Here is a 24,594-nt window from a genome sequence, read left to right as displayed (position 1 = left end):
GAAATTGCCGCCTCAGTAGTCGCGGCGGTATTCGGCGGCCACGCTATGGCGGCCGATGGTGCTGATCGTGGCCAGCAGGTTGAGCCAGCTCGTCACCCGGAACTCGGCATTGGTGGCCGAATAGCCCGCGCCGTCGGTGATGATCTCGACATAGAACCGTCGGCCGAAATTCTTGCCCAGCGCAATGGCCGTGCCGCGGTTCAGCGCGGGATCGGCGGACACGATGCGCAACCGATCGAGGCCGATCGCATCGCGCAGCTGGTTGATCGGACCAACGCCGCCGCCGCCCTGCAGGCTCGCCACCGCAGCGCCCAGTTGCAGCGCGTCGGTCGCCGAAAGATTGGTGATCGAACCGCCGAACAGCAACCGCGCCAGCAGCTCTTCCTCGGGCAGGGCCGGGATGGAGGAGAAAGTCACATCCGGCTGGCTGGCATTGCCGCGCACGTTCACCGCCACGCTGAGATTGTCGACCTCGGTCTCCGCCAGCAGGTCGATACGCGGATCGATCGGCACGTTCTGGTCGAAGAAGATTTCGCCCCGCGTAATCTCGAACCGCACGCCGGCGAACGAATAGCTGCCCTGGCGCGGCACGATTTCGACGTTGCCATCGAGGCGCGGATCGTCGGTGCTGCCACGGATCTGCAGATTGTCGCTGCGCCATTCGCTCTCCAGCCCCAGGCCGTCGACCTGGATGCCGCCCGGCGCGTTGACGTCGATCAGGTAGCGCCACGGCGCGCTGGCGACCGCTGCGGGCGCGCGATCGGCGGGCACGTTGATCTCCGTCGTGCGGACGGAAGGCAACTGCGCGATGGCTTCCGCCGCACCGCCAAGTCGCCAGCGCGCCTCGTTCGCGCGCAGGCGGCCGGCGATGGTACCGCCCACGCCGTTGGAAACGATGCGCATCGGCCCGGTTACCGTCGCGCCCATCGTGGGCAGGTCGAGGATTTCGGCATTGGCTGCGGCAAGCCGGATGTCCATGCGCGGTCCACGATCGCCAGTGATGCCGGACAGGTCGACAAAGCCGCTGCCCGATACGCGCCCGCCGTTGGCCGCGGTCCCGGCAAAGCTGGTCAGGTTGAAGCGCGGTCCGTCGAACCGGCCGCGCGCCCGCACGCCGGTAACATCGGTTCCGGTCAGCGCACTGCGCACGCGCAGGTCGTCACCCTGCAACGATCCGCGCAGCTGCGGGTCGCCCAGCGTGCCGGTCACGTCCGCCGCCACCACCACGGGGCCGGTTATGTCGATCAGGTCGATTGCCGCGAGCCGCCATAGCGCGGAGGACGAGCCGTTGTAGCGCAACTGCCCCACCAGGTTACCGCGATAGAGCCGCTCGGCCAGCGCGCCCGATTGCGGCAAATTGTTGATGCGCGCCTGCAACCGCCCGTCCGCGCCCTGCCCGTCCGAAAGGAGCGCGCGCGCCTGCAGCATGGTTTCCGATAGATCGGCCACCAGCGACACGTCGAGCGGGCGCGAGGAGAGCAGTGCGCTCGAGCGGGTAAAGTCTTCCACCCGCAGGCGCGCCTCGCCGGTCGGCAGGCCGTTCGCGCCACCGGCGAAATCGATCGTGCCCGACACCGTGCCGCCGACGCCCAGTTCGCCCAGCAGCACGTCGGAAATGCTGAGTGGCAGGTTGACGAGCGCGACGTTGCCCTGCGCCGGCTGGCTGCCCCCGAACCGCCCGCTGGCCTGCACGAATCCGTCGCCAAAGCCGATCTGCGAACGTTGCAGCTCCCACCCGCCGTCATCCAGCCGGGTGACGACCGCGCGGCGAGGCATGGTGATCGCGCGCCCGTCGTAGGATCCATCGAGCGCCACGGCGATGCGATCGGGCGAGGCATCGCCGTTGATCATCAGTTCGAAGCGGCTCCCGCGCCGCCCGGTGAGCGCAGCATCGAAGTGGCCGGTGCCGTTGACCACCTCTGCACGCGCGGCAAGGCGGCCGATGAAGATCTGGCCGTATTGCAGGCCCTGCAGGCTGGCGTTGCCGGTAACGGTGGTGTTGCCCTCGGCGATGACGCCACTGGCATCGACCGTGCCGCGGGCGATGAGAAGCGGTGTCTCCCCGCCAAACCGCGCGTCGCGTGCCACCAGGTTCACGTCGAATGCCTGCCCGCCGCCGCGCACGCCGAGCGCGATGGTGCCGTCGATCCCGCCGCCCGCCAGGGCCAGGTCGCCGGCGATCCCGCCCTCTACCAGGCGCAGCAGGCCGGTCACGCGGCTCTGGGCGACGTCCAGCCGTTCGATGTTGAGCGTCGTATCGCCATTGCCGGCGATGTTCAGATAGACGAGGCCGTCGAACGGACCGAGCAGCGAACCGCCGCTGGTCTCGATGCGGAACCCGTCGTCGGTGGGCGCCAGCGTGACGCGCACGTTGGTGAGGCCCGCCGAGGGCAACGGATCGGCGAAGACCAGCGTGGCGCGCGGCCCGTCGTCGGCGATTTCCGCCTCGACGGTGAACGGTCCGTAGTCGACGTGGCGACCGCTGCCGGCCAGCGTGGTGCGCCCTTCCTCTACCCGCCCGTCCAGTCGCGCAGTCAGTTTGCTGGCGTTGATGGTGAAATCGCGGAACGCCAGCGGGCTCGCCCCCCCCAGCGACAGCCCGCCATCGAACCGGATGTTGGTGCCGGCAAGGTTGGTCAGCGTGTCGTTGGTGACCGTGTCCAGCCGCCCCATGACTTCGGCATCGAGCTGCCACGGCGCGCCGCCGCCGATGCTGAAGTCGATACGCGCGCCCGCATCCACGGTGCCAATGCCATCGAAGGCCAGGTCGGCTATATTGATCGGACCGTTGACCCGCGTGAGCCCGGTCTCGAGATTGCTGTTGAGGCCGAGGCGCCCCTGCAGCCCCTGGAAGCGCACCGCGAGGTCGTCCGACACGATTTCGCTGCCGGCGTAGACGATGGTGCCGGCTATCGTGCCGTTCACCAGCCGGGGATCGAACAGTTCGTTGCCGCTGACCACCCGCCCGACGGTGGCATCGACAGGCACGATGAACCGGGTGCCATCGTAGGTCAGCGTGCCCTGCTGGCGGACTTCGGTGAGGATGGTGCCGCCCGCGTCGATCCGTGCGACGCGCAGCGTGTGCGGGATCACCAGATCGCGGAACGGCCCGTCCAGCGTAAGGTCGATCTCGGCGCCGGTGAGCGTCACGTCCTCGGAGAACAGCGTCTCGTCCAGCAGCTGCGCGGTCAGCCGCACGTTGCTGAAGGCGTTGTCGGCAAGATTGATCGTGCCCGCGCCGTCCGCGCTCACGCCCTCGCCGCGCAGGACGAATTCGCCTTCCAGCAGGCTTTCGTCCAGCGTGCCCATGGCGCTCAGTTCCACCAGCTCGCCAAGCGCGCGGGCCGGCAGGCCCTCGACAAAACCGCCGGGCCGCGCGCGGCCGACGATGCGGTAGATGCCGCCTTCGTTCATCACGTCGAAATCGGCGATGCGGGACTGCCCCTGCACGGCTACGAAATCGCCGGCCCACGATGTCCAGCTGCCATCGCCGTCCAGCGATATGGCAAGGTCTTCCTCGGCCCCGACCATCTCGGCAAGGAAGCCGCCGGCTGGCGCGCGCCACTCGAAGTCGAGATCGAAGCGGTTGCCATCGGGTTCTGCGTTGACGAGCGCGGTGAACACGTCGCCGCCATCGAAATCGCCCTCGGCGTCGAGATACACCAGGCCATCGCGAATGTTCGCCTCGGCGGCGAAGTTGATCGTGCGCTGGTCGCCTAGCAGCAGCCCTTCGGCCACGGTCAGGTTGTCGATGACGAAGCGATCCACGCGGATGTCGAAATCGGGCAGGATGGGAGCGTCGGGATCGCCCGGCTCAAGTTCGGGAATGGCGTAGAGCGTGCCGTTGGTGGCGACCAGATGGCGCACGTCCAGCCCGGTGAAGAACCAGTTGATCGGCCGCCAGTTGAGGTCGACCGTGGGGATTTCCAGGAACAGCGTGTCGTTGGCATCGCGCAGCTTCACGTCGTTCAGCGTGGCGCTCCACAGCACCGATCCCTCGATGCTGCCGACTTCCACCGACAGGCCCGATGCCGGGGCGACCTTGGCGATCTCGTCCACGATGAACTGGCGCCCGGGCGGCGTGTGCAGGAACGCGATGGCGAGCAGGAACACGCCCAGGATGCCGAGCGCGATCCAGCCGACGGTCTTGGCAATGATGCGCCCCGCGCTGCGGTGCCGGCGCGCGGGCGCATCCTCTGCCACCGCGGTCTCGTCCACCACGGTCTCGTCAACCGGGGTGGCTTCGGCGGGTGTGCCGTCCACGGTTCCCTCGTCCGCCATCAGAAGGCCTGGCCCAGCGCGACATAGACCGCGACCCAGCTATCGTTGGGCCCGCGATTGAGCGGCACGGCGACATCGAGACGCAGTGGGCCAAAGCCCGTGGCATAGCGCACGCCCACGCCCGCCCCCAGCTTGATCGAGCCGAAGTCGGGCGTCGTACCCTCGCTCACCGATCCGGCGTCGATGAACGGCACCACGCTGACGGCGCCGTCCAGGAATCCCGTGCGGATGCGCGCTTCTGCGCTCAGTTCCACCAAACTGCGGCCGCCGGTCGGGTTGCCGAACTGGTTGACCGGGCCGATCGAGCGATAGCCGTAGCCGCGCACGGACCCGCCGCCGCCGGCATAGAGCCGGCGTGACGGCGCAATGCCTTCCAGCTCTGCGCCCGGGATGCTGGCCAGTCGCACCCTGCCCGCCAGCACGGTGTTCTCGCCCATCGACTGGTAATAGGAGGCATCGACCTGGCTGCGCACGTAGAAGCTCTGCACCCCGTCGTTGTCCGACGCCTCGGGCGACAGGCGGGCCGACAGCCGATAGCCGCTGGTGGGATCGAGCAGGTCGTCCGACTGGTCGAGCTGGGCGAACAGCGGCAGGGCGGCGACGAAATAGGTTTCGCGCTGGAGCGGGTTGCCCTCGGCGTCGACTTCGCTTTCCTGCGACGCGACAAGCTCTATCCCGACGGACCAGCTGAATTCCTTCTGGAACAACAGCGTGCTCAGCCGCTCGTAGTTGCCGACCAGCGAGACCGTGCGCGCATCGTAGAGATCGTAGTCGATCGTGCTGGCATAGGCGTCGAGGGTGAGGATGCGGTCGCGTCCGCCGAAATTGTTCTTGCGGAAAGTGACGCCTGCCAGCTGTTCCTGCGTACCGAGGATTCCGCGCACCCGCAGCAGGCCTTCGGGCGGGAACAGGTTGCGGTGTTCCCACATCCCTTCGAGGCGGATGCCTTCCTCCGTGCCGAAGCCGATGTTGCCCGCCAGCGTGCGCAGGGGTGCCTCGGTCAGTTCGGCGGCGATGTTGACCGTGCCCGGCTGGTCGCCGACCGGCTCTTCCACCACCACCGGCGTCAACTGCACCGAACCGACGATGCCGGTGGCCAGGATAGCGCGGCGCAGGTCCATCTCGTCGCTGCGCTGGTAGATGTCACCCGGATCCCAGCGCGCGATGTCGCTGAGATGTTCGCCGGACAGGAATTCGGGAATGCTGGAGGTGACGACGCCGAAGTTGTATTGCCCGCCCGGCTCCACGGCCATGGTCAGGTCGCCTTCCACCCGCGCGTGATCGATGAGCAGCGCCGGCTCCTCGATGGCGGCGAAGGGGAATCCGTTCTCGCCCAGCGCCACGTCCAGATCGGCCTGTTCGGTCTTAATCGCATCGAGCGAGATCGGATCGCCCACATTGACCTCGAAGGCGGAACGCAGGGTATCGTAATCGTCGCCTGCCGCCGCAAGATTGCCGAGGTCGATCGCACCGATGGCATACCGCTCACCCGGGATGATGTCGAAGCGCGCGGCGGGCCGGTCAAGGTTCGCCTCATCGGTGCCGATGACGTTGCCGACGGATCGGATGACCTGCGCATCGTAATAGCCATAGACGCGCAGCATCTCTTCCAGCAGGGCCTGGTCGCCGCGGGCCTGCACCGCCAGCCGGGCGATGTTGTCGTCGTCCTCCAGTTCCTGGATGGTCGAGAGTGAGCGGAAGCGTTCGAGGAATTCCTCCCGCTGCGGGAACAGCGATTGCTCGTCGGGGAAGACCAGCACCAGTTCGTCCGAAATACGCTCTTCGCTGCCAGCCGGGATCGGCGGGATGTCCTCGTCAAAGGTGACGAACTCGATCGGCTCGGCATCGGGTTCGAGCGGAGTGATCTCGGGCAGGTCGACCTGCTCGGGCCAGGGGATCGAGACGAGGCTATCGTCGAGCGGGGCATCGGGATCGAGCGGCAGGGCCGTGCCTTCCTCCGCCTGCGCCTCCGCCGACACGCCCTGCGCCGCCCAGCCTTCGGGATCCTCGACCGCGGAATCGGGAATGAGGTCTTCCAGGCTCGGGGTGTCCTGCCGGTCCTGCGCCAGCACCGCCTCGCTCAGCAGCGGCTGCGCCACCAGGGCCAGCACCGCCGCGAGCGCGGTGGAATTGCCGGCCATCGTGCGCAGGCGTTCAGGCGAGCTTGTATTCGGCCTGCAGGCCGGGGGTATTGTCCTTTGATCCGCCATCGGGTGCGGGAACCCGAGCGCCGCCGCCGGCAGTGGCGCGGCGGATGAGGGCTGCCTGCTCGTCATCAGACACGCGGCGCCAGCCTTCCGGGCCCAGTCGATCGAGCGGGCGGAAACGGATCTTGTACTGCATCCGCTCGGCCCCCTCGACCCAGTAGCCGAGATAGACATAGGGAAGCCGCGCCGCAGCAGCACGCCGAATATGGTCGAGAATGACGTAGGTCCCAAGCCCGCTGCGATCCTTACACTCCGGGTCGTAGAACGAGTATATCATCGACAACCCGTCACCCTGCCGGTCCATCAGACACGCCGCGACCAGACGACCCGCCCCACCATTGGCAGATGTTTCCCGATATTCAATGACAAAGCTGGATACGCTGGTGTGTTCGACCATGTCGGCATAGTCGACTTCGTCCATCGCCGCCATGCCGCCGCCTGGGTGACGCGCCTCGAGATATTTCTGCAACAGTTCGAACTGTTCCGCCGTGGCCCACGGACGGCATTCGCTGCTTTCCAGATCATCGTTCAGCTTGAGAGTGCGCTTTTGCGAGCTGGAAGGACGGAATTCGCACGCCGCCACGCGCACCGACACGCAGGCGCGGCAATCGGCGCACGACGGGCGGTAGGCCACGGTCTGGCTGCGGCGAAAGCCGATGCGGCCCAGCGCGTCGTTCAGCTGCTCGGCATGGGGCCCACGCAGTTCGGTGAATACCTTGCGCTCCGTCTTGCCCGGCAGATAGGGGCACGGCGCGGGGCTGGTCACGAAGAAGCGGGGGAAGCGAACGGGCGCCGTCACGGCTCTGGGCGGTCCTCTTGTCTGATCGATCGTCCACATCGGACGCCACCCTCATGACACGAGGGAATCGCCGGGTTGAACCATGTTAACCACAATAATGGGGTCTTGCGGGGATTATTTCCACAACCGGCTGCGCATAACCGGGCGATTGCCCCGCATCGGGTCAGTTGAGCTCGACCGTGCTGACCTGATAGCCCTTTGCCAGCAGCGAGCCGACAAGCGCATCCAGCTGCGCCTTGTCGCGCGCCTCGCACTCGATATCGGTGACCAGCCCCTTGGCGGGAAGGTTGGTGAAGATGCGCTGGTGATAGATCTCGATGATGTTGACATGGTGCCGGTCGAACTCGGCCATCACCCTGAACAGCGCGCCGGGGCGGTCCTGCAAGGTGATGCGCAGCCGCGCCAGGCGGCCTGACCGGGCGAGGTCCCGCAACAATACGTTCGCCAGCAGCCGGGTGTCGATATTGCCGCCGCACAGCACCAGCCCGATCTTCTTGCCCGCGAACCGTTCCGGGTAGGCCAGCACCGCCGCGAGCCCCGCCGCGCCGGCACCTTCGACCACCGTTTTCTCGATCTGCAAAAGCAGGCTGACCGCGGTTTCCAGCCGGGGTTCGTCGACCAGCAGGATATCGTCCACCAGCTGGTCGATCACGCCTTGCGTGAACTTGCCCGGCTCCTTCACCGCGATGCCCTCGGCCAGCGTATCACCACCGAAGGGCAGGTTCTCGCCCTTGAAGGCGTTGTAGGAGGACGGGAACAGCTGCGCTTCCACGCCGATCACCTCGACCGGGGGCTGCTGGGCCTTGGCGACCGTGCTCATGCCGCTGATCAACCCGCCACCGCCGATCGGCACGACGATGCAATCGAGATGCGGGGCATCCTCGAACAGTTCCAGCGCCGTGGTCCCCGCCCCTGCCGCCACGTGCGGATCGTCGAAGGGATGGACGAAGGTGAGGCCCATCTGCTTTTCCAGCATGCGCGCGTGGGTGCTGGCCTCGTCGAAGGTCTCGCCTTCCAGCACCACCTGCCCGCCGACCGCCTCGGTCTGCATGATCTTCACCGCCGGCGTGGTGCGCGGCATGACGATGTGCACGGGCACGCCGAGCCGGGTGCCGTGATAGCTGAGCCCCTGTGAATGGTTGCCCGCCGATGCCGCGATCACGCCGCGCGCGCGCTGTTCATCCGTCAGCTGCAACAGGGCGTTCAGCGCGCCGCGTTCCTTATAGGCGGCAGTGAACTGCTGGTTCTCGAACTTCAGCCAGATCTCCGCGCCGGTGATCTTCGACAAGGTGATCGAATGCATCGTCGGCGTGCGCACGACGGCGCCGCTGATGCGTTTGGCCGCTTCGCGAATGTCGGCGACGTCGAGATGGGGGGTGAGCTCGGAGGTGGGCTGCGGGGCGGGCGTAGTCGGCTGGTCCATGATGACGCTCCGCCTAGCGCGGCAGGCGCGCAAGAGGAATAGCCGATGGCCATGCCGCGCCAAAGATTGCCTTTGACCGCATTTGGCGGCATCGCCCCGCTCCATGAGCAGCATCGCATTCCTCGGCCTGGGCGTCATGGGCGCCCCCATGGCCGGGCACCTCGCCCGCGCCGGGCACCATGTCACCGCCTACAATCGCACCGCGGCACGCGCGCAGGAGTGGGCCGCGCGGCTGGCAGCCGAGGGTGTGATCGTCGAGACCGCCGCCACCCCGGCAGAGGCGGTTGCCGGCAAGGACCTGGTGCTTACCTGCCTCGGCAATGATCGCGACCTTGCCCAGGTCATGCTGGGCAATGGCAATGCGGATGGCCGGGCGGATGGCCGGGCGGATGGCCGGGCGGATGGGCGCGCGGAAAGCGGGGCGCTGGCCGCCATGCGCAAGGGCGCGTGCTTTGTCGATCACACCACGGTCTCTCCCGCCATCGCCCGCCGCATCGCCGCCGAATGCGAGGCCCTGGGTCTGCTGGCGGTCGATGCGCCGGTCAGCGGCGGGCAGGCCGGCGCCGAGAACGGCAAACTTGCCATCATGTGCGGCGGATCGGACGCGGCGATGGCGGCTGCCCGGCCAGCGATGGAAGCCTATGCCGCGCGCATCGTGCATGTCGGTGGAGCCGGCGCAGGGCAGGCGACCAAGGCGGTTAACCAGCTGTGCATCGCCGGCGTGCTTGCAGGTTTGTCGGAAGGCGTGCGGCTGGCCCAGGCAAGCGGCGTCGATACCGACAAGGTGCTCGAGGCGATCTCGGGCGGCGCCGCGCAAAGCTGGCAGATGGAGAACCGGTGGCAGACGATGGTGAAGGGTGAATTCGACTTCGGCTTCGCGATCGACTGGATGCGCAAGGACCTCGCCATCGCGCTTGCCGAAGCGCGCGAGGCCGGCCTTTCGCTGCCGGTGGCGGCGCTGGTCGACCAGTTCTATGCCCAGGTCCAGGCCATGGGCGGCGCGCGGCAGGATACCAGCGCGCTGATTCGTCATCTTCCCGAAGGAAATCCGCAGTGAAACGTCTCGGTCTGGTCTGCGGTGTCGCGCTGCTCGCCCTCTCCTCCCCTGCGCTGGCGGATACCCTGGTCGACAACGTCGATGGTATCTCGATCGACCGCGAGGGTCGCATCGATCGGTTTGCCGGCATGGTGATCGACGAGGAAGGCCGGATCGTCGAACTTCTCGACCGCGGCGATCGCCCCACGCGCGACATCGACTACCGCGTCGATGGCGAGGGGCGCGTCATGGTGCCCGGCTTCATCGACGCGCACCTGCACGTCATGGGCCTGGGCCTTGGCACATTGGTGCTCGACCTGTCGGAAACCAACACGCTGGAAGATGCGCTGGTGCGCGTCGCCACCTATGCCGCGGCCAACCCCGACCGCCCGTGGATCGTCGGGCGCGGATGGAACCAGGAACGCTGGGGTCTCGGCCGTTTTCCCACCGCCGCGGAACTGGACGCGGTCGTCTCGGACCGGCCCGTCTGGCTGGAACGGGTGGACGGCCATGCCGGCTGGGCCAATTCGATGGCGCTGGCCGCGGGCAACGTCGCTGCCGCAACGCCCGATCCCGCCGGCGGCCGGATCGAGCGGCGCAACGGCGGCCGCGCCCCGGCAGGGGTGCTGGTCGACGCGGCGATGAGCCTGGTCGCCGATGCCGTCCCCCCGCCGCTGCCCGAAGATCGCGACGTCGCGCTCTACAATGCGCAGGCGATCCTGCTGGAAAACGGCGTGACCGCCGTGGCCGACATGGGCACCACGATCGACGACTGGATGGCCTTCCGCCGCGCCGGCGATGCCGGCCGCCTGCGGATGCGCATCATGAGCTACGCCGATTCGGTCGAGTCCATGCTCACCATCGGCGGGCCGGGGCCCACCTTGTGGCTGTATGACGATCGCTTGCGTCTGAACGGGGTGAAACTTTACCTCGACGGCGCGCTGGGCTCGCGCGGGGCGCTGCTGAAGGCGGACTACGCCGATGATGCCGGCAACCGCGGCCTGCCGTTGCTGAACGGCACCCAGCTGCGCAACCTGATCAGCCGCGCCGCGCTCGACGATTTCCAGGTCGCCATCCACGCCATCGGCGACGCCGCCAATGCCGAGGCACTCTACGCGATCGAGGAACTGTCCAGCGATTACGGCGGCGACCGGCGCTGGCGAATCGAGCACGCGCAGGTCGTCGACCCGGCGGATTTACCGCGCTTCGGCCAGCACGGCGTGATCGCCAGCATGCAGCCTGTCCACCAGACATCGGACCGCACGATGGCCGAAGCGCGCCTGGGTGGGGCCCGGTTGCAAGGTGCCTACGCGTGGCGCTCCATCATCGAGCAGGGTGGCCTGCTTGCCTTTGGCACCGACGCCCCGGTCGAACCCGTGGATCCGCTGGCCGGACTGGCGGCGGCAATCAGCCGCACCGATGCCGCGGGCGAGCCGTTCGGCGGCTGGCATCCCGAACAGACAATCAACCGCGAACAGGCGCTCGCCGCCTATACCGCGGGCGCCGCCTATGCCGGGTTCGCCGATGGCCGGTTCGGCCGCCTTGCGCCGGGCGAGCGGGCGGACTTCGTGCTGCTGTCGGGCGACCCCCTGCTGTCCAACCCGGAACAGATCCGGCAGATACGGGTTCTGGAGACGTGGATTGCCGGTCAACGCGTCTACGACGCTGAAATCGCGCGTCCATTGGTGGAAGGTCCGGCTGGCCGGTAACGAATTATTTGTTCGCATTTGGCATAGCCTTGCTGTAAGGCCTAGCCAGAATTACGTTTTGAAATGGGAAGGTAGCACTACATGAAGAAGACGATGACCGCGATTGCCGCAGCCACCGCGCTGATGGCCACGCCCGTCCTGGCGCAGTCGATCGAGGGACAGCGCGCTCCGGCCCAGGTCGAGCAGGATGCAGAGCAGTTCGGCGGAAACGGCGGCGGTGTGATCATCGCCCTGCTGGCGCTGGCTGCTATCGTTGCCGGCATCATCATCGCCGTGGGCGGTGACGACGACGTGGACCTGCCGACCAGCCCGTAAGGCCTGACGGCAATTACCGAATTACGAAACGGGGTCCTTCGGGGCCCCGTTTTTTTTGGCAGCAGATTGTTTGGGCTGTGGCTCGTCTGAAAGCCGGTGTGACCCGGACAAACGTTGCCGGACCCGTGGCGGTCGCACGACTTTACTCGGACGGTGCTTTCGGCTCGGCAACCTGCAGGTCGGTCTGCCCGGAAGAGGCTGCCGGTGCCGCGACGTCACTCACCGCGATGTCTTCCGCGCGCTTCATGAGCAGCAGGGATCCTTCGAACAGGATGAGCAACGGCACCGCCAGCATGATCTGCGAGATCACGTCCGGCGGTGTCACGATCGCAGCCAGAACGAAGATCGCGACAATCACATAGCGCCGTGCGGCGACAAGCTGTTCGCGCGACACCAGCCCTGCGCGATTGAGCAACAGCAGCAATACCGGCATCAGGAAGCTCATGCCAAACGCGAGGATGAAGCGCATGACGAGATCGAGGTAGTCGCCCATTGCCGGCAGCGCCTCCGCCTGCAATCCGCCCGCTTCCCCCTCGAACTGGAGGAAAAAGGTGAACGCCATCGGCATCACCACGTAATAGGCGAGAGCACCGCCGAGCGTGAACAGGATGGGCGTGGCGATCAGAAACGGCAGGAAAGCGCGTTTCTCGCGCGCGTAGAGGCCGGGCGCAAGAAACGCCCAGAGCTGGTTGGCGATAATCGGAAAGGCCAGAAAGAAGGCTGCGAACAAGGCCACCTTCACTTCCACGAAAAACGCTTCGTAGAGGCGGGTATAGATCAGGCGGCCCTGCCCTTCGGGAAAGGCGTCGGTCAGTGGGCGGACGAGAAACCCGAAAATCCGATCGGCGAAATAGAAACAAATGCCGAAGGCGAGAAGCAGGGCGAGAACGGCCTTCACCAGCCGACTGCGCAATTCGATCAGATGATCCAGCAGGGGCGACTGCGTGTCGTCGAGATCGGGCAGGCGGAATGCCATCAGGCTGCGGACCCTTTGCCCGCCGCTTCGCCAGATGCAGGCGCCACTGGCATTTCGGCCTCGGTCGCTCCATCGGCCCGCCCGTCGGTGGCAACCCGCCGTTCGTCGGGCGAACCTGCGGCTATTTTCGCGGCGACGATCTCGGCCTCGCGTTGTGTCATCTCATGCTCGGCAGCGGCGCGCGGGGACGGGTAGGCGCCCGTGGGCTCCATCACCGCGGACTCTGCGGGTGCGCCCTCGGGATGCTCCCGCATGATCTTTTCGTTCTGCTCCTTCCACTTCTTCTCCATGTCCTCCAACTCGGCTTCACGTATCATGGCATCAAGCCCCGATCGGAAGTGGCCAGAAACCTTGCGCATCTTGCCGATCCAGCGACCGGCCGTTCGCAGCGCGAGCGGCATGTCCTTGGGGCCGATCACAAGGATCGCGACAATCGCTATGATGAGAAATTCGGGGCCGTCGATGCCGAACATGAACGTGTCCTAGGGCACGGTGTGCCCAAGCGGGTCAGGCCTGGGTCCGGTCGGACACCGGATGGTCGGCTGTACCGGCTACCGGCACAGCCGGCTCCGCGGGCGCAGGCGTTGCCGCGGTCGGGGGAGCGGGAGTGGGCGCGACCGGTGGTGCAGGCGCCTGGATCTGCGCCGTGGGTTCTGCCGGGCGCTCAGGATCCTCGTTCATGCCCTTCTTGAAGCTGCTGATGCCCTTGCCGAAATCGCCCATGATATCGGCAACGCGGCCTCTGCCGAACAGCACCAGCACGATGACCAGCACGATGAGCCAGTGCCAGATCGAAAAACTACCCATGTCGAAACTCCGTCGGCTGATGAGCCAGTGTTCGACCCGTCTAGGCCCTTTCGCCCGGACTTTCCAGAGCTTCCGCTTCGGCCAGGCGCACCTGTGCCTCGGCTGCCTCGCTAGAGGCATCGGCAAGCGCCGCCGCTCTGGCGGCGCGTTCGTCCTCCCTGCTCGCCACCATGTCGTCATAGGCGTCGTCGACGGGGTCGAGCAGGCCCGCTGCCTTGAGCTCGTCGATCCCCGGCAGGTCCTTGCGCGAGGCGAGGCCGAAATGGACAAGGAAGTCGGGCGTGGTGGCGTAAATTACCGGCCGGCCGGGAACCTCGCGCCGGCCAGCCACGCGCACCCAGCCTGCCTCCATCAGCACGTCGAGCGTTCCCCCGCTTGTTTGCACTCCGCGGATCGCCTCGATCTCGGCCCGGCTGACGGGTTCGTGGTAGGCCACGATGGCCAGCACCTCGGTCGCCGCCCGCGAGAGGCGGCGGGCATGGTCCTTTTCCCGCCGCAGCAGGTGCGCAAGATCGGGTGCCGTGCGGAAATGCCAGCGCCGGGCGTGCTCCACCAGTTCGACCCCCCGCCCGGCATAGGCCGCCACCAGTTCCGCCAGCGCGCCAGAGACATCCGCATCGCCGAGGTGGGCGGAAATCTGCTCCTGCGTCATCGGTTGCTCGGCCGCGAACAGGCAGGCCTCGACTGCCCGGGCGAGTTCGGACACGGCCTGCGTCATGCCGTCACCCGTCGCAGTTCAAGCGGCCCGAACACCGTATCCTGCCGTATTTCCGCCTTGCCCAGTCGCGCCAGTTCCAGCGCGGCGAGGAAGCTGGAGGCCAGCGCGCTCTTGCGCAGTCGTGGATCGGCACCGGCGGGCAGGAAATGGCGAAGGTCCAGCCATTCGACGGTCACGCCGAGCATGGCCGAAACCCGCTGCATGGCCGAATCGAGTGTCATCACCGGGCGATCGGCGACCATGTGGACGACGGGTTCGGTCCGCAGCCTGACCTGCCCGTAGGCGCGCACGAGCTGATACCAGTCGCACTGCCACTGGTTGCGGCGCAGCACCTTCAGCCCTTCCGGCGCACCGCGCATGAACACGTCGCGGCCCAGCCGGTCTCGTCCCATCAGCCGGGCGCCGGCCTCGCGCATGGCGCCGAGCCGCTGGAGCCGCAATTGCAGGCGCAGGGCAAGTTCCTCGGGGCTGGGGTCTTCCTGCTCCTCCTTGGGCAACAGCAGGGCGGATTTCAGGTAGGCGAGCCAGGCGGCCATCACCAGATAATCAGCGGCAATTTCCAGCCGCAGTGATTCGGCCTGTTCGATATAGGCGATGTACTGGTCGACCAGCGCGAGGATGGAGATTTCGCGCAGGTCCACCTTCTGCCGCCGCGCCAGGTCGAGCAGCAGGTCGAGCGGCCCTTCCCAACCATCCAGTTCGAGATACAGCGCCGCGTCGTCGGCTGCGGCACTGGCGCCGGCCGCGGCAATGCCGGTCCAGTCGTCGGCGTCCCCGGCCTGCGCAGCCGCTGCCGGCCGGGCAAGGTCGATCACGCTGCCCGCCGCACGATCGCGAGCAGCGCATCCCGCTTCGCCAGCAGCTCCTCGCGGCCCGGTCCCTCGACGACGCGGCCCGCACCCTTCATCGCCCGGTCGAGGCGCATCGCGGAAGGCCCCGAGATCACCGGCAGACGCTCGGCAGTCTCGGCCATGTCGCCAAACTTGCCCCAGCAGTTGAGGACCAGATCGCACCCTGCGGCAATCGCCCGTTCGGATCGCTCGGCGATGGTGCCGTCGAGCGCCTGCATGTCGATATCGTCGGACAGGAGCAGTCCGGTAAAGCCGATGCGCTTGCGGATGATGCCTTCGATGACCCGGCTGGACAGGGTCGCCGGGTTGTCCGCGTCCCAGGCGGTGAAACGGATGTGCGCGCTCATCGCCATGGGCGCGTCGGCAAGGCGCTGGAAGGGCGCGATATCGCTCGCCAGTTCCGCATCGCTCGCCTCGACCACCGGCAAACCCTTGTGGCTGTCGACGGTGGCCCGGCCATGGCCTGGCATGTGCTTGATGCAGCCGACGACGCCGCCGCGCGCGAGCCCGTCCAGCACGGCGCGGCCCAGTGCCGCCACCTGCATCGGCTCGCGGCCCAGAGCCCGGTCGCCGATCACGTCGTGCGCGCCGTCAACCGGCAGGTCGAGCAGCGGGAGGTAATCGACGGTGATCCCGACTTCGGAAAGGTCCAGCGCAATAAGCTCGGCGTTGACCCGCGCCGCCTCTATCGCGCTGACCGGAGCGATGGCGTAGAGTTCGGCGAACGCGCCCTGGGGCGGGTAGGCCTGCCATTCCGGCGGCTTCATGCGGGCCACGCGGCCGCCTTCCTGGTCGATGGAGATGAGCAGGTCGTCACGCCCGTGCAGATCGCGCAGGCTGTCTGTCAGGGCGCGAAGCTGCTGGCGATCCACGATGTTGCGCCCAAACAGGATATACCCGGCGGGGTCCGCCTTGCGGAACAGCGCCCGCTCTCTGCTCGTGAGCGTGGGGCCGGAAAGGCTGAGGATCGCAGGCAGCATCAGGCGGGCAGGATTCGCACAGGTTGCCGGCCCCGGGCAAGCGTTTACGCCTCGCGGATGGGGGAAAACGCCCCGCCGTTGCGACGGAGCGCCGCAACTAGCGGATGTAGCAATCCCCGCCGGCGGCGCGAATGGCGCGGCAGGCCGCATCGCCTGTATCGCGGTTGGCGGCGATCGCCTGCAGGCGGAACACCGTCGCGCCGTTGACGTCGCCTTCCACCACGCGGTGGCTCATTCCCGATAGCGTCGAATAGCGCGCGCTTGCGGTGGCCCATGCGGCATCCGCATCGGCGCGGCTGCCAAAGGCGCCGATCTGGACGTAGACCTGATCGCCGGTCGCGCGATTGGCCGGAGGGGAAGCCGGCGCGGCGGCGGAATCTTCGCCGTCCGCCTCGCCCTGGTCGCGGTCGATCGTGGGTCGAACCTCGTCATCCTGGGCGATGATGCCGCGCGTGGATCGCCCTTCGGCCACTCCGAAGGCCTGGTCGCCCGTACCCTGGACCTGGGCGCCGCCCGGATCCTCGGGGCGCTGCTTGTAGGCCTGGTCTGGCGCCTCGATCGTGCTGCCGACAGGAGCCAGTTCGGGATCGGTGCTGTCGCGAAGGGCGTACCAGATCGCCGCCAGCAACAGGCCGATCACGACAAGGCCGAGCACGGCATAGACCAGGATGCGGAAGTCGAACCCGCCTTCGGCCTCGTACTCGTCGGCCTCCAGCCACGGGAGCTGGTCATCCTCGTCGGTCAGCGCCAGCTGCCCGTCGTCTTCCCACGTCTCGTCGATCTCGACGAAATCGTCGTCGTTGCGAGCGGGAGAATCGTGGTCGCCGGGGTAAGCCATTTCCTACAGTTCCTCGACTGCCTCGACCCCCAGAAGTGCAAGGCCGTTGCGAATGACCTGCCCGATTTGCGCCGCGAGGAAAAGTCTCGCCCCGGAAAGGTTGGCGTCCTGTGCCACGATGAAGCGCTTTTGCTGGTCGGCGTTGCCGAGGTTCCAGAAGGCGTGCAGCTCGGCGGCGAGATCGGCGAGATAAAAGGCGATGCGATGCGGTTCGCGCGTGCGGGCGGCCATTTCCACCTCGCGCGGGAACTGGGCGGCGCGCTTGACCAGCGCAAGGTCATCCTCGCCCAGCAACCCCAGATGTTCGGCTGACGGCGCGAAGTTCTCGTCCGCCCCCTTGCGCAGGATCGAACGGATCCGCGCGTGGGCATACTGGACGTAGAAGACGGGGTTGTCCTTGCTCTCTTCCACCACCTTGGCGAAGTCGAAATCCATCTGTGCCTCGGGCTTGCGGGTCAGCATGGAGAAGCGCACCACGTCCTTGCCCACTTCGTCCACCATGTCGGCGATGGTGACGAAGTTGCCGCTGCGCTTGGACATCTTGGCCGGCTCGCCATTGCGCAGCAATTGCACCATCTGCACCAGCTTCACATCGAAGGGGATCGGCTCGCCCTGCCCTTCGCTCAGGGCAGCGACCGCCGCCTTGATGCGCTTGACGGTGCCCGCATGGTCGGCGCCCCAGATGTCGATCAGCTCGTCGGCGCTTTCCGCCTTTTGCATGTGGTAGGCGAGGTCGGCGCCGAAATAGGTCCACTTGCCGTCCGACTTGCGGATCGGGCGATCCTGGTCGTCGCCGAACCTGGTGCTGCGGAACAGCGGCAGCTCGGTCGCTTCCCAGTCATCCGGCGGTTCCTTGCCCTTGGGCGCTTCCAGCACGCCGTCGTAAACCAGGTCATGCGCCCGCAGCCACGCCTCTGCCGCCTCGGGCTTGCCCGCCGCCTGCAGCGCGGCCTCGGACGAGAACACGTCATGCGCGATGCCGAGCAGTTGGAGATCGGCGCGGATGATCGCCATCATCCGCTCCACGGCAAAGGCGCGGAACACCGGCAGCCACTCGGCCTCGGGCGCGGAACGGTAGCGGTCCCCGAATTCCTGTGCGGCGGCCTCGCCGACAGGCACAAGGTATGCGCCGGGATAGAACCCGTCGGGGATCGCGCCCACATCCTCGCCCAGTGCCTCGCGGTAGCGCAAGTGCACCGAGCGGGCGAGCGTATCCACCTGCCCGCCGGCGTCGTTGACGTAGTATTCGCGCGTCACGGCGTGTCCGGCAAATTCGAGCAGGCTGGCGAGCGCATCGCCCACCACCGCGCCGCGGCAATGACCCATGTGCATCGGCCCGGTGGGGTTGGCGGAGACATACTCGATGTTGACCCGCCGGCCCTCGCCCATGGCCGACTTGCCGTAATCCCCGCCCAGTGCGGCGATGGCGGCAAGCTCGTCGGTCCAGGTGGACCGAGCCAGGCGCAGGTTGATGAAGCCCGGCCCGGCAATCTGGGCGCTTTCGATCAGCGGATCGCGCGACAGGTGCTCGACGATCTTTTCGGCCAGGCTGCGCGGATTGGTGGCGGCGGGCTTGGCCAGCACCATCGCGGCATTGGTGGCAAGATCGCCGTGCGAGGGATCGCGCGGCGGCTCCACGCTGACATTGGCGCGCGACGTTCCGGGCGGCAGCGCGCCCTCCAGCTCGAGAGCGGACAACACGGCGTCGATCCGCTCGGCAAAAGCGGCGTAAAGGGTATGGTGTTCGGACATGCGCGCGCGGTTAGCCTGTTTGCCGCGCAGGGGGAAGCGCCCTTGGCGCCTCACCCCCTGCGGGTCGCGGCCATGGCCGCGTCAGCGCGTTGCGTTGTAGCGCAGCTGGTCCTGCGTCAGCTGGAAGCCGATGAGCAGGTCGAACGTGGCCCGCGCGACGGCGGCGCGCACTTCGGGCAGGGTCAGCGGATCGACCGCGGCGGTCTCGTCCCCCGCGCGGCGACGCTGGGTGATCTGCTGGCGGATATCTTCGGGAATGGTTGCCTCCGCCCGGTCGACATAGGAACCGGCCCGCCCGCTCGCCTGCGCGCGCGCTGCACCGTCGGCGAAATTCAGCGTCACCGTTCCCACGCGCTTGGCCACCACGGTATTGCCGCCCCGCATCACGGTGGAGAAATAGGGCAGCTCGACGGTCCGCGCACCCGCCGTGTTGCGGCGCACCGCGATCACGTCGAACGTGGCGTCGGTGTAGACCAGCGCGCCCTGGTCGTTGCAGGTGGAGCGCACGTTGGTGATCGCGGCGGTCACGTCCAGCGCGTCGGCCGTCTGCGCGCCCGATCCGGAGGCCAGGAAGGTGGTGATATCGCCGGTGTAATCGGGAATGCCGACGGCGGGGCAGACCGAACGCAGCGCGGTGATGCCCACGCCCTGGTCGACCACGATATCGCCGTCCTTGGCGCAACCGGCCAGCAGGGCCGCGCTGCCGAGGGCAGCCAACATTGCAATCCGCGCGTTCATTCCCATTCCTTGATGCCTATGAAAGAGCAGCCCCTAGCCCTTTCGCCTTGCGGCCACAATGGCTAGAGAGCGGCACATGAACGCCCCCTTTAACGACCCGTCGACCGATCAGCGCGCCCTGCCCCTGACCGTGCTCATCGCCGCCCCGCGCGGATTTTGCGCCGGGGTGGACCGCGCGATCGAGATCGTCGAGCGCGCGCTGGAACGCTACGGCGCGCCGGTCTACGTCCGCCACGAGATCGTCCACAACCGCTTCGTCGTCGATGGTCTGCGCGCCAAGGGCGCGATCTTCGTGGAGGAGCTGGACGAGGTGCCCGCCGATGCCCCCGTCGTGTTCAGCGCCCATGGTGTGCCCAAGTCCGTGCCCGCCGAGGCGCAGCGGCGCGAGATGATCTATCTCGACGCCACCTGCCCTCTCGTCAGCAAGGTGCACCGGCAGGCGGAACGGCAGATCGAAAAGGGCCAGCACATCATCTTCATCGGCCACGCCGGCCATCCCGAGGTGATCGGCACGATGGGGCAGGTGCCCGCGGGCCACATGACGCTGGTCGAGACGCTGGAGGATGTGGACACGCTGCCCTTCTCGCAGGAAGAAAGCCTCTCGTTCCTCACCCAGACGACGCTCTCGGTCGACGATACTGCCGAGATCGTGCAGGCGCTGATGGCCCGATACCCGCAGATCGTGGCGCCGAAGGCGGAGGACATCTGCTATGCCACCTCCAACCGGCAGGCAGCCGTCAAGGCCATGGCCGGCAGCTGCGACCTGGTGCTGGTGATCGGCGCGCCAAATTCCTCGAACTCGGTCCGCCTGGTCGAAGTGTCCGAGCGGATGGGCACCTGTGCCCGGCTGATCCAGCGCGCGTCGGAAATCGATCCCGAATGGCTGAACGGGGTCGGCACGATCGGCGTTACCGCCGGTGCATCGGCGCCCGAGCTGCTGGTTCGCGAAGTGGTTGATCGCCTCGGGCAATTGCGTGCGATCGATGAACGCAAGGTCGAGACGGTCGAGGAAAAGATGGTTTTCAAGCTGCCGCGCCAGCTGACCGAATAGCCGCGCCCGTGGCGGTCTACACCCAGCTTTCGGCAGAGACGCTTGCCGAACTCGTCGCGCATTACGACGTCGGCGAACTGGTGAGCGCCAAGGGTATTGCCGAGGGCGTGTCCAATTCCAACTGGCTGCTGGAAACCGCCTGGCGCGCAGGCGGCAGGCGCTTCATCCTGACCATGTACGAACGGCGCATCGCGGTGGCCGACCTGCCGTTTTTCCTCGGCCTGCTCGACCATCTTTCCGCTGCCGGCCTGCCGGTGCCGCATACCATCCACGACAGCGCCGGGGCCGCCTGGCGTGAGGTGCAGGGCAAGGCCGTGGCGCTGATCGAATTCCTGCCCGGCATATCGGTCGACCGGCCCACGCCCGGCCAGGCCGGTGCCGTGGGCGCGGTGCTGGCGCGTTTGCATATGGCAGCGCGGGACTTCGGACGCACCCGGGCCAACGACCTTGGCCCCGACACATCTGCCCGCGTGCTAGCCGATTGCGGCGGGGCGGCACTGGCGGCGATCGACCCATCGCTGCCGACAATGGCCGACGAGGCAGCGCGCGTGGCTGGCGCCTGGCCCGGCGGCCTGCCACAATCGGTAATCCATTCCGACCTTTTCCCCGACAACGTGCTGATACTGGGGGATCGGGTGAGCGGCCTCATCGATTTCTACTTCGCCTGTCAGGATGCCATGGCCTATGACCTTGCCGTGACCCACGCCGCCTGGAGTTTTGCCGACGAAGGCCGCAGCTACCGCGCCGAGATCGGCGCGGCGATGGTCGCGGGCTATGAAAGCGTGCGCCCGCTCGAACCGGCAGAGCGCGCGGCGCTGCCCCTGCTCGCCGAGGCAGCGTGCCTGCGCTTCGTTTCCAGCCGGGCGCAGGACTGGATCGAGACTCCGGCGGATGCGCTGGTGACCCGCAAGGATCCGATGGATTTCGTCCGCAGGTTCGAAGCCTATCGCGCGGGCGGGGGAGAGATGTTCGCATGAAACAGGTCGAGGTTTTCACGGACGGCGCCTGCAAGGGGAACCCCGGCCCGGGCGGCTGGGGCGCCTTGCTGCGCATGGGCCGTCACGAGAAGGAGCTCGCCGGCGGCGAGGCGCATACGACCAACAACCGCATGGAAATGACCGCCGCGATCCGGGCGCTCGGCGCGCTGGTCGAACCGTGCGAGGTCTCGCTCCATACCGACAGCCGCTACCTCATCGATGGCATGACCAAGTGGATCCACGGCTGGCAGAAGAAAGGCTGGATGAACGCCAGCAAGAAGCCCGTGCGAAATGCCGACCTGTGGCACGACCTGATCGAAGTCGCGCGGCCGCACACCATCCATTGGCACTGGGTCAAGGGCCACTCCGGACATACGGAGAACGAGCGGGTGGACAAGCTGGCGAGCGACGCCGCCGAGGCGGCGGCCTAGCGCGCGAAGCGTTCCGGCGCGTAGAGTGCCGGGTTCAGGCGCCCGGTCATGGCATCGCGCTCCCGCCCGAGCAGCAGTTGCGCCCCGAGCCGTGCGGCGGCGGGCGCGGTCTGGATGCCGTAACCGCCTTGCCCGGCGAACCAGAAGAAGCCCGGCACCCCGGCATCGTAACCGTAGACCGGCAGACGGTCGGGGGCAAAGCTGCGCAGCCCCGCCCACTTGTGTTCCAGCGCCTCGATCCGCCAGTCGACCACCCCTTCGAAGCGGTCGATGGCAAGGGCCACGTCGATATCCTCCGGCGCGGCGTCGCACGGGTCGGAGGGGATTTCGTCGTGGGGGCTCAGCCACAGACGGCCGTTCTCGGGGCGGAAATAGAACTCGCCGTTGAGATCGAGCACCAGCGGCAGGTCGGCAGGCGGCATCGGATCGGTGCGCAGCTGCATCACCGTGCGGCGGAAAGGCTGCACGCCGAGCGGGCGCGCACCGGCAAGACCGGCGAGGTGATCGGCCCAGGCGCCGGCGGCATTGACCAGCACGCCCGCGCGCACCTCTCCCGCCGCGCCGAAATCCAGCCGCCAGCCACCGCTTTCGCCGTCGCCTTCGCGCTCCGCCGCTGCCAGCCGGTGGTTGGTCCGCAGGCGCGCCCCGCCGCGCCGGGCCATGGCCAGGTAATGCTGGTGCAGCCCGCCCACGTCGATGTCCGCGCAGTGCGGCTGGCTGAGCGCCTGGTCCCACCCTGCGCGAACGCCGGGCAGCATCGCCTCCAGCGCAGCCCGGCCCAGCGGCTCGATGGTCACCCCGGCATCCGCGAACCGATCGAGGAAAGCCTCCACCGCCGCCTCCTGTCCGTGGCGCGCCACGTAAAGGCCGCCGCGCGGGGTGAGGAAGCCGTGCTCCCGCAGGTAAGGGCCGGATGCGAGCGTCAGCGGGACCACGTCAGGCCCGCCGTAACATTCCTCGTAGAACGCCGCCGAACGGCCCGTCGTGTGGTAGCCGGGCTGCGATTCGGCCTCGACGATCAACACGCTGGCATGGGGTGCCAGTTCGGCGGCAAGGCTGGCACCCGCCATCCCCGCTCCCACCACGACAACGTCGAAGCGATCAGTCATCGGCTAAGCCGGTTCTCGAGAAAACCGTCGATCGCGGAGAGCGCGCGGGTGCGTACCGGATCGATCTCGCGCAGCACCTCGTGCCGCGCTTCCTGGCCGAAGATCAGCGCATCGGCATCGGGCAGGCGCGCCAGTGCAGCGCGGATCGCGGCGGGGCTGACCAGCCGGTCGCGGTCGGTGGCGACGATGAACACGGGCAGGTCGACCGCTTCCAGCGCGCCGCGCCGGAACATCGCGCTGCTGCTCTGCGCGGCGCTGGCGACCCAGCCCCAGCTGCCGGGGCCCAGCTTGAGCTCGGGTCGCGCCTCGCGCCACCACATCTCGTCAGCGTAACGTGCGTCGTCGTGCGTCAGCAGCGTCTGGCGCATCCCCGCGCCAGCGCCGGGCCGTTCGGATATCTTCCACGCCGGACGCCGCGGATCGCCCAGCTTCGTCATCAGCCGCGACAACCCTCGCTTTAGCGGCAGGGGCAGGCCTTCGGGAAAGGTGTCGAACATCGGCGCCGACAGCACCAAGGCGTCAGGCCGTGGCATCAGCACCTTTTCGATGGCCGCGCGCATCGCCAGGTGCCCGCCCATCGAGTGCCCGACAAGGACGAGCGGCCCCTCGCGCCCTTGCGCCCAGTGGGACCAGAACGCCGCAAGGTCGGCGATCCACAGCGCGAAATCGCCGATATGGCCGGTGGTGTCGTCTGTGCCCAGGCGGCCCGATCCGCCCTGCCCGCGCCAGTCCGCCGCGCTGACCCGCCAGCCCTGCAGGCGCCAGTGCTCGAGCGTGTCGAGATACTTTTCGTAGGCATCGCCGCGCCCGGCCATGAACAGCAGCGAACCGCGCTTGGCCACCCCGGCGGGCGGTTCGGGCCAGTCGATACGGCGAATTGCGTGGCCGTCCGCGGCCAGCCATTTACTCTCGTGGGCGGCGGCCGGAATGGCGCGACGGTCAAATCCGGCCCCGGTCATGCTGTGTTGGCTAATATCAACCTCCTGCCCGTGGTTACTTTTTGGTAAGCCATCCACGCTAGCACGGCACTCCAAGGGAATTTGGGGGCTACATGCTGGACGATCCGATCAGATACGGTCTGCTTGCCGCGCTTGCAATCGCGCTGCTGGTGGCTGCCTTTACCGACCTCAAAAGCCGTCGGATCGCCAACTGGCTGAACGGCGCGATCGCGCTCGGCGCGCCGCTGTTCTGGTGGGCGAGCGACCTGTCGCTGTTGCCCGACGTGGCCATGCAGGTGGGCGTCGCCGTAGCCACCTTTGCCGTCCTGTCGGTGCTGTTCGCCCTTCGCGCCATGGGCGGCGGGGACGTGAAACTGCTTACTGCGCTCGCCCTGTGGATCCAGCCTGCGCTGTTCCTCAAGCTCGTCATCATGATGGCCCTGCTCGGCGGCGTGCTCACCCTCGTCTTTGCAGCCTGGCACGTCATGCGCCGGCAGAAGGACAAGCTGGCCATCCCCTACGGCGTGGCGATCGCCATGGCGGGCCTGTGGGTCATCGTCAGCTTCTATTTCCCCGCTTCTGCCACGGCGGCTGCGGTCACCGTCGCCGCACGGTGAACCCGATTTTAACCATTCCGCCGTATCTGGCGACAATCTTA

At 67.5% G+C, this 24,594-nt stretch carries 22 protein-coding genes; 7 read left to right on the top strand and 15 right to left on the bottom strand.

What is annotated here, in order from left to right; all coding sequences use genetic code 11:
- Window positions 1-12 precede the first annotated feature (12 nt).
- The 4 genes from GRI62_RS02365 to GRI62_RS02350 all read right to left on the bottom strand — a co-directional run bounded on the left by GRI62_RS02365 (window position 13) and on the right by GRI62_RS02350 (window position 8,710).
- A complete protein-coding gene (locus GRI62_RS02365) occupies window positions 13-4,281 on the bottom strand; it encodes a translocation/assembly module TamB domain-containing protein (RefSeq protein WP_131451828.1) in 4,269 nt (1,422 codons plus the stop codon).
- Window positions 4,281-6,422, bottom strand: a complete 2,142-nt coding sequence (locus GRI62_RS02360; protein ID WP_131451827.1) for an autotransporter assembly complex protein TamA — start codon at window positions 6,420-6,422, stop codon at window positions 4,281-4,283. Before GRI62_RS02360 ends, GRI62_RS02365 begins: the two co-directional genes overlap by 1 nt.
- Window positions 6,423-6,435: 13 nt before the next feature.
- Window positions 6,436-7,287: an arginyltransferase gene (locus GRI62_RS02355; RefSeq protein WP_131451826.1), complete on the bottom strand. Its 852-nt coding sequence runs from the start codon at window positions 7,285-7,287 to the stop codon at window positions 6,436-6,438.
- Between the two features lie 163 nt (window positions 7,288-7,450).
- Entirely contained in the window at window positions 7,451-8,710 is a 1,260-nt protein-coding gene (locus GRI62_RS02350) for a threonine ammonia-lyase (RefSeq protein WP_131451825.1), read from the bottom strand.
- Window positions 8,711-8,813: 103 nt separating this feature from the next.
- On the opposite strand from GRI62_RS02350, the gene GRI62_RS02345 reads away from it, so the two are divergent.
- From GRI62_RS02345 to GRI62_RS02335, 3 genes are all read left to right on the top strand, one after another.
- Window positions 8,814-9,767, top strand: coding sequence for an NAD(P)-dependent oxidoreductase (locus tag GRI62_RS02345; protein ID WP_131451824.1), 954 nt, complete (start codon window positions 8,814-8,816; stop codon window positions 9,765-9,767).
- Window positions 9,764-11,455 (top strand): amidohydrolase, encoded by a 1,692-nt coding sequence (locus tag GRI62_RS02340; protein WP_131451823.1) that lies wholly within the window; start codon window positions 9,764-9,766, stop codon window positions 11,453-11,455. The genes GRI62_RS02345 and GRI62_RS02340 overlap by 4 nt, the downstream gene beginning before the upstream one ends.
- 93 nt (window positions 11,456-11,548) lie before the next feature.
- The gene (locus tag GRI62_RS02335; RefSeq protein WP_234027341.1) at window positions 11,549-11,770 is read left to right on the top strand and encodes a hypothetical protein; all 222 of its coding nucleotides are present in this window, start codon (window positions 11,549-11,551) and stop codon (window positions 11,768-11,770) included.
- A 142-nt stretch (window positions 11,771-11,912) separates the two neighbouring features.
- Here the strand turns inward: GRI62_RS02335 and tatC are convergent, their stop codons facing one another.
- The 9 genes from tatC to GRI62_RS02290 all read right to left on the bottom strand — a co-directional run bounded on the left by tatC (window position 11,913) and on the right by GRI62_RS02290 (window position 19,430).
- The gene (gene tatC, locus GRI62_RS02330; RefSeq protein ID WP_131451821.1) at window positions 11,913-12,746 is read right to left on the bottom strand and encodes a twin-arginine translocase subunit TatC; all 834 of its coding nucleotides are present in this window, start codon (window positions 12,744-12,746) and stop codon (window positions 11,913-11,915) included.
- On the bottom strand, window positions 12,746-13,219 hold the full coding sequence (gene tatB / locus GRI62_RS02325) for a Sec-independent protein translocase protein TatB (protein ID WP_131451820.1): 474 nt from the start codon (window positions 13,217-13,219) through the stop codon (window positions 12,746-12,748). Before tatB ends, tatC begins: the two co-directional genes overlap by 1 nt.
- A 34-nt stretch (window positions 13,220-13,253) precedes the next feature.
- Window positions 13,254-13,553, bottom strand: coding sequence for a twin-arginine translocase TatA/TatE family subunit (locus GRI62_RS02320; protein ID WP_131451819.1), 300 nt, complete (start codon window positions 13,551-13,553; stop codon window positions 13,254-13,256).
- Between the two features lie 40 nt (window positions 13,554-13,593).
- Window positions 13,594-14,271 (bottom strand): SMC-Scp complex subunit ScpB, encoded by a 678-nt coding sequence (gene scpB, locus GRI62_RS02315; RefSeq protein ID WP_131451818.1) that lies wholly within the window; start codon window positions 14,269-14,271, stop codon window positions 13,594-13,596.
- A complete protein-coding gene (locus tag GRI62_RS02310) occupies window positions 14,268-15,086 on the bottom strand; it encodes a segregation and condensation protein A (RefSeq protein ID WP_373282999.1) in 819 nt (272 codons plus the stop codon). Before GRI62_RS02310 ends, scpB begins: the two co-directional genes overlap by 4 nt.
- A complete protein-coding gene (gene nagZ, locus GRI62_RS02305; protein ID WP_131451817.1) occupies window positions 15,083-16,102 on the bottom strand; it encodes a beta-N-acetylhexosaminidase in 1,020 nt (339 codons plus the stop codon). Before nagZ ends, GRI62_RS02310 begins: the two co-directional genes overlap by 4 nt.
- 97 nt (window positions 16,103-16,199) lie before the next feature.
- Entirely contained in the window at window positions 16,200-16,940 is a 741-nt protein-coding gene (locus GRI62_RS02300) for an SPOR domain-containing protein (RefSeq protein WP_131451816.1), read from the bottom strand.
- A gap of 3 nt (window positions 16,941-16,943) precedes the next feature.
- The gene (argS, locus tag GRI62_RS02295; protein ID WP_131451815.1) at window positions 16,944-18,692 is read right to left on the bottom strand and encodes an arginine--tRNA ligase; all 1,749 of its coding nucleotides are present in this window, start codon (window positions 18,690-18,692) and stop codon (window positions 16,944-16,946) included.
- Between the two features lie 81 nt (window positions 18,693-18,773).
- A complete protein-coding gene (locus tag GRI62_RS02290; protein ID WP_131451814.1) occupies window positions 18,774-19,430 on the bottom strand; it encodes a hypothetical protein in 657 nt (218 codons plus the stop codon).
- A gap of 76 nt (window positions 19,431-19,506) precedes the next feature.
- Between GRI62_RS02290 and ispH the strand changes: the two genes are divergently transcribed.
- From ispH to rnhA, 3 genes are read left to right on the top strand one after another with little or no spacing between them, the layout of a single operon-like run.
- Window positions 19,507-20,481 (top strand): 4-hydroxy-3-methylbut-2-enyl diphosphate reductase, encoded by a 975-nt coding sequence (gene ispH / locus GRI62_RS02285; RefSeq protein WP_131451813.1) that lies wholly within the window; start codon window positions 19,507-19,509, stop codon window positions 20,479-20,481.
- A gap of 8 nt (window positions 20,482-20,489) precedes the next feature.
- A complete protein-coding gene (thrB, locus tag GRI62_RS02280) occupies window positions 20,490-21,458 on the top strand; it encodes a homoserine kinase (RefSeq protein ID WP_131451812.1) in 969 nt (322 codons plus the stop codon).
- Window positions 21,455-21,889 carry a ribonuclease HI gene (rnhA, locus tag GRI62_RS02275; protein ID WP_131451811.1) on the top strand — a complete coding sequence of 145 codons (435 nt, stop codon included), beginning with the start codon at window positions 21,455-21,457 and terminating at the stop codon, window positions 21,887-21,889. Before thrB ends, rnhA begins: the two co-directional genes overlap by 4 nt.
- On the opposite strand, the gene GRI62_RS02270 is transcribed toward rnhA, so the two are convergent.
- Both GRI62_RS02270 and GRI62_RS02265 read right to left on the bottom strand, forming a co-directional pair.
- Window positions 21,886-22,998 (bottom strand): NAD(P)/FAD-dependent oxidoreductase, encoded by a 1,113-nt coding sequence (locus GRI62_RS02270; protein ID WP_131451810.1) that lies wholly within the window; start codon window positions 22,996-22,998, stop codon window positions 21,886-21,888. The genes rnhA and GRI62_RS02270 overlap by 4 nt on opposite strands.
- Window positions 22,995-23,957, bottom strand: a complete 963-nt coding sequence (locus GRI62_RS02265; RefSeq protein ID WP_131451809.1) for an alpha/beta hydrolase — start codon at window positions 23,955-23,957, stop codon at window positions 22,995-22,997. The genes GRI62_RS02270 and GRI62_RS02265 overlap by 4 nt, the downstream gene beginning before the upstream one ends.
- 92 nt (window positions 23,958-24,049) lie before the next feature.
- Between GRI62_RS02265 and GRI62_RS02260 the strand changes: the two genes are divergently transcribed.
- The gene (locus GRI62_RS02260; RefSeq protein WP_131451808.1) at window positions 24,050-24,553 is read left to right on the top strand and encodes an A24 family peptidase; all 504 of its coding nucleotides are present in this window, start codon (window positions 24,050-24,052) and stop codon (window positions 24,551-24,553) included.
- The last annotated feature ends 41 nt before the right edge of the window (window positions 24,554-24,594 follow it).

This window comes from Aurantiacibacter arachoides (assembly GCF_009827335.1).
GTDB lineage: Bacteria > Pseudomonadota > Alphaproteobacteria > Sphingomonadales > Sphingomonadaceae > Alteraurantiacibacter > Alteraurantiacibacter arachoides.
The sequence above is the reverse complement of the archived record's forward strand: the minus strand, read 5'-3'. Positions and strand labels throughout refer to the sequence as shown.